Origin of the sequence: Clostridium sp. CAG:221, assembly GCA_000435835.1 — a bacterium.
GTDB lineage: Bacteria > Bacillota > Clostridia > Clostridiales > Clostridiaceae > Clostridium.
Map to the genome: position 1 here is coordinate 29306 of FR883362.1, position 3601 is coordinate 32906.

Here is a 3601-nt window from a genome sequence, read left to right on the forward strand (position 1 = left end):
AGTGGCGGAACAGGCAGACGCACAGGACTTAAAATCCTGCGGTAGCGATACCGTACCGGTTCGATTCCGGTCTTCAGCACCAAAAAGAAGTTCAAAATTGAACTTCTTTTTTTGTTTTATCTTTTAATTTATTTTTTTATAACTTTATATAAATCATCTTCTAAACAATTACCAACCACTACTAATATATCTCCTTCCTTTATTATAGATGCTCCTTTGGGAATAATTATTTCACCTTCTCTTTTTATCATAGCTATAAGTATTTCTTCTGGAATATTAGCATCCATTATACTCTTATTAATAAGTCTACAGCTTCCTTCTATTTTCACTTCCATAACCTTTGTATTTTTCTCTTCTACATAATCATTAAATGTCTTTAATACAGGTCTGTTATTGTCTAAAAGCTCTAAACGCCTTGCTATTATAGGTATCAAAGTTCCTTGAACTCCAACAGACATCAAAGCAATAAAAAATATAATATGATATATATCATTATTTATATTAACCTCATAATTTAAAGCAAATATGGAAAAAACTATAGATGCTGCACCTCTAAGACCTACCCATGATATAAATAGCTTTTCCCTAGTATTAAACTCAAACCTTCTAAGCACTAAAAAAACTGATATTGGCCTTGCTATAAAAATTATAACAAGAGAAATCACCACTGACTTTCCTATTACTTTAGGTAGTTCTATGGGACTTGATAAAAGTCCTAAAATAAAAAATAATATTATTTGCATAATCCAAGATACACCATCTAAAAAGTGTACCAAAGTCTTCTTATGAGGTATCTTACTATTACCAATAATTATTCCACTGATGTAAACACTTAAATATCCATTCCCTCCCATCCATTCACTCAATGAATATGAAATTATAGCTATAGCTATGATAAAAATAATGTAAAAGCTTTCTATTTCAAAATTTGCATGCCTAATTAAATATATAGAAGCTATTGCTATCACAGCTCCTACAATAATTCCAAAAACTATCTGACTTACTATCATTGGTATAAGCTGTATTACTGTACCGTTCCCCATTATAGTAAGAATAATCAAAGTTAACATATAAGCTACTGGATCATTACTACCACTTTCTACTTCCAAAAGCGATGCTAAAGAACCTTCCAAATTTAATTTTTGTGATCTAAGTATAGTAAAAACTGATGCTGCATCGGTGGAACTCACCACTGCACCTATAAGTAAAGATTCTAATAAAGATATTTTAAATATTAAATATACAAACAATCCTGTAATAAAAAAAGTTATGATAGTTCCTAAAGTAGACATTAAAATAGAAGGTACTGCCTTTGGTCTAGCCATACTCCAATTAGTTCCAAAACCACCATAAAACATTATAAAAACTAAAGCTATTGATGCAATTTCTCCAGTTAGTTGAAAGTCACTAAAGTCAATTCCTATTATTCCAAATATCATGCCTAAAAATATAAAAATCAAAAGAAGAGGCACTCCAAACTTGTATAAAACCTTACTAGAAGTAATACATATAAGAAGTATCAAACCACAACATAACATTAGTTGTACCATATGTTCCTCCATTGTTATTGCTATTTATTCATTATATTATCTATTGACTCTTTAATTGCAAAAATTAAATTATTTTTGATAAAGATGAGATTTTCAATACTCTTAAGTACCATAACCTTATTTAAATTTAAAAAAGAAACTCCCTATAATTACTTATTGGAAGCTTCTTTTATTAATTCTAAATATATTTTTCTATTTCATTAACAGTCTTTTCTAGAGACATAAAAATTTCTTTAACTTCTTCTAACTTTTCTGAATTTTTATTAGATATTGAAGCAGTATACTCTGAATTATCCATAGTTTCTTTTGATAATATAGAAACATTTGAAATACTATCACATACTTTTTCACTATTATTTAATACCAATCTCATCATATTGGTTACTACATTTATTTCACCTTTAACAGTATTCATATTATCTTGAATTTTGTTAAATGCATCATTTGTGTCATAAACCAACTCTTGTTGTTTTATACTTTCTTTTAATAAATTTTCAACTTGCATAACTGATACCTGAGTTTCATTCTTTAATTCTGCTAAGATACGCTCTATATTTTCTGCATTAGTCTTACTTTCTTCTGCTAATTTCTTAATTTCTGTTGCTACAACTGAAAACCCTTTTCCTACTTCTCCTACTCTAGCAGCTTCTATTGATGCATTTAAAGATAAAAGATTGGTTTGCTCTGCTATACTAGATATAATTTCTGTTATATTTGCTATATTAGAAAATTTATTTTCTAAATTTTTCATAGATTCATTTACTAAATTGTTTTTCTCATTAACAAATTTACTTGTTTCTAGTAATGTTTTAACCTTTTGTATTCCTGTATTAATAGCATTATCTGCATCCGTTGAATAATCTTCTACATTTTCACTTGCTTTAGTTGCATCTTCAATTTTATTTTTAATATCTTCTATTAAAGAACTTTCCTCTTCTATTTCCAATACAGTTTTTGATGAACTTGATTTTATTTCTAAAAATGATTTATTTAATTCTACATTGCTATTATTAAAATCATTCATAATTTCATTTAGTGATATAAAATTTTCTGATAATATTTCAACTATTTTTTTCATATCATCTATTAATTGTTGTTGTTGTAAATTTTTATTACTTATTTCCTCTAATGTTTTTGCTGTAATTTCCTCAGAAGTTTTTAAACTGCTTGTTACAAATAAACTTACAGGTATAAACCCAATAACACTTGCAATTACTATAATAGACTCACTGGTATTTCCTTGCGAAATTAACATATATACATATATTGCTATTGTAATAGAACACCATGTACACATAAATCTTATTAATTTTACATTTTTACATAAAATTATAGATATTATATAAACAAATGCAATTACATATGTTACTACAGTTTTGGTTGTTAATAATGTTATTGAGTATATAATACAATATATAATTGAATATATCCACGGAATAGTTTTACTCAATTTATTTCTCTTATATTCTATAATAACTACTAAATTTGTTATTATTATACTCCCAGTAATTAATAATAAAAATTCTTTACTTCTATCTCCAACTGCATACTGGCTTAATGAACCACCAATATATAAAGCACCTAAAAATAAAAATATCCCTATAATAATTCTATTAATTTTTTTATTCATAGAATTATTTCCTCCTTTATACTATATTAATAATTAAAATCTCTTCTAAAATATTTATCGAAAACTATCTTTTTTTCTTTATTATAAATTACAAAAAGATAGTTTTGCTAATTTATATAATCAGCAAAACTATCTTTACTTAATCAATTTATAAATGATTTTATTTATTTTTTCCTCTTCTTTTTGAATGTTAATAATCCACCTAAAGTTAAAATAGTAGATCCAAGTCCTATTATTCCAAGAGAATTAACTCCTCCTGTTTTAGGTATTGATTTATCATCTTCCTTATTATTTTTTTCTGAAGATTCTACACTAACTGGTATTTCTTTTTTATCTGATGTATCAGGCTTCTCTTCTGGAGTTCCTGGCTTCTCTTCTGGAGTTTCAGGTTTTACTTCAGGTTTTACTTCAGGTTTTACTT

The 3601-nt window shown here is 26.5% G+C and carries 3 protein-coding genes; all 3 read right to left on the reverse strand.

Translation table 11 applies throughout. The annotated features are described in order from the left end of the window. Positions 1-128 precede the first annotated feature (128 nt). Complete coding sequence (locus tag Q5O44_RS01545; RefSeq protein ID WP_022166622.1) at positions 129-1550, reverse strand: potassium/proton antiporter; 1422 nt, start codon at positions 1548-1550, stop codon at positions 129-131. 178 nt (positions 1551-1728) lie between these two features. Next, positions 1729-3180 (reverse strand): methyl-accepting chemotaxis protein, encoded by a 1452-nt coding sequence (locus Q5O44_RS01550; RefSeq protein WP_022166623.1) that lies wholly within the window; start codon positions 3178-3180, stop codon positions 1729-1731. A gap of 164 nt (positions 3181-3344) precedes the next feature. Further along, the coding region (locus Q5O44_RS01555) for an LPXTG cell wall anchor domain-containing protein (protein WP_302637123.1) at positions 3345-3601 on the reverse strand (257 nt) is incomplete at its 5' end.

Coding starts and splice junctions, on each gene's coding strand:
- Q5O44_RS01545 (WP_022166622.1), bottom strand. CDS start 1,550: ATGGTACAACTAATGTTATGTTGTGGTTTGATACTTCTTATATGTATT.
- Q5O44_RS01550 (WP_022166623.1), bottom strand. CDS start 3,180: ATGAATAAAAAAATTAATAGAATTATTATAGGGATATTTTTATTTTTA.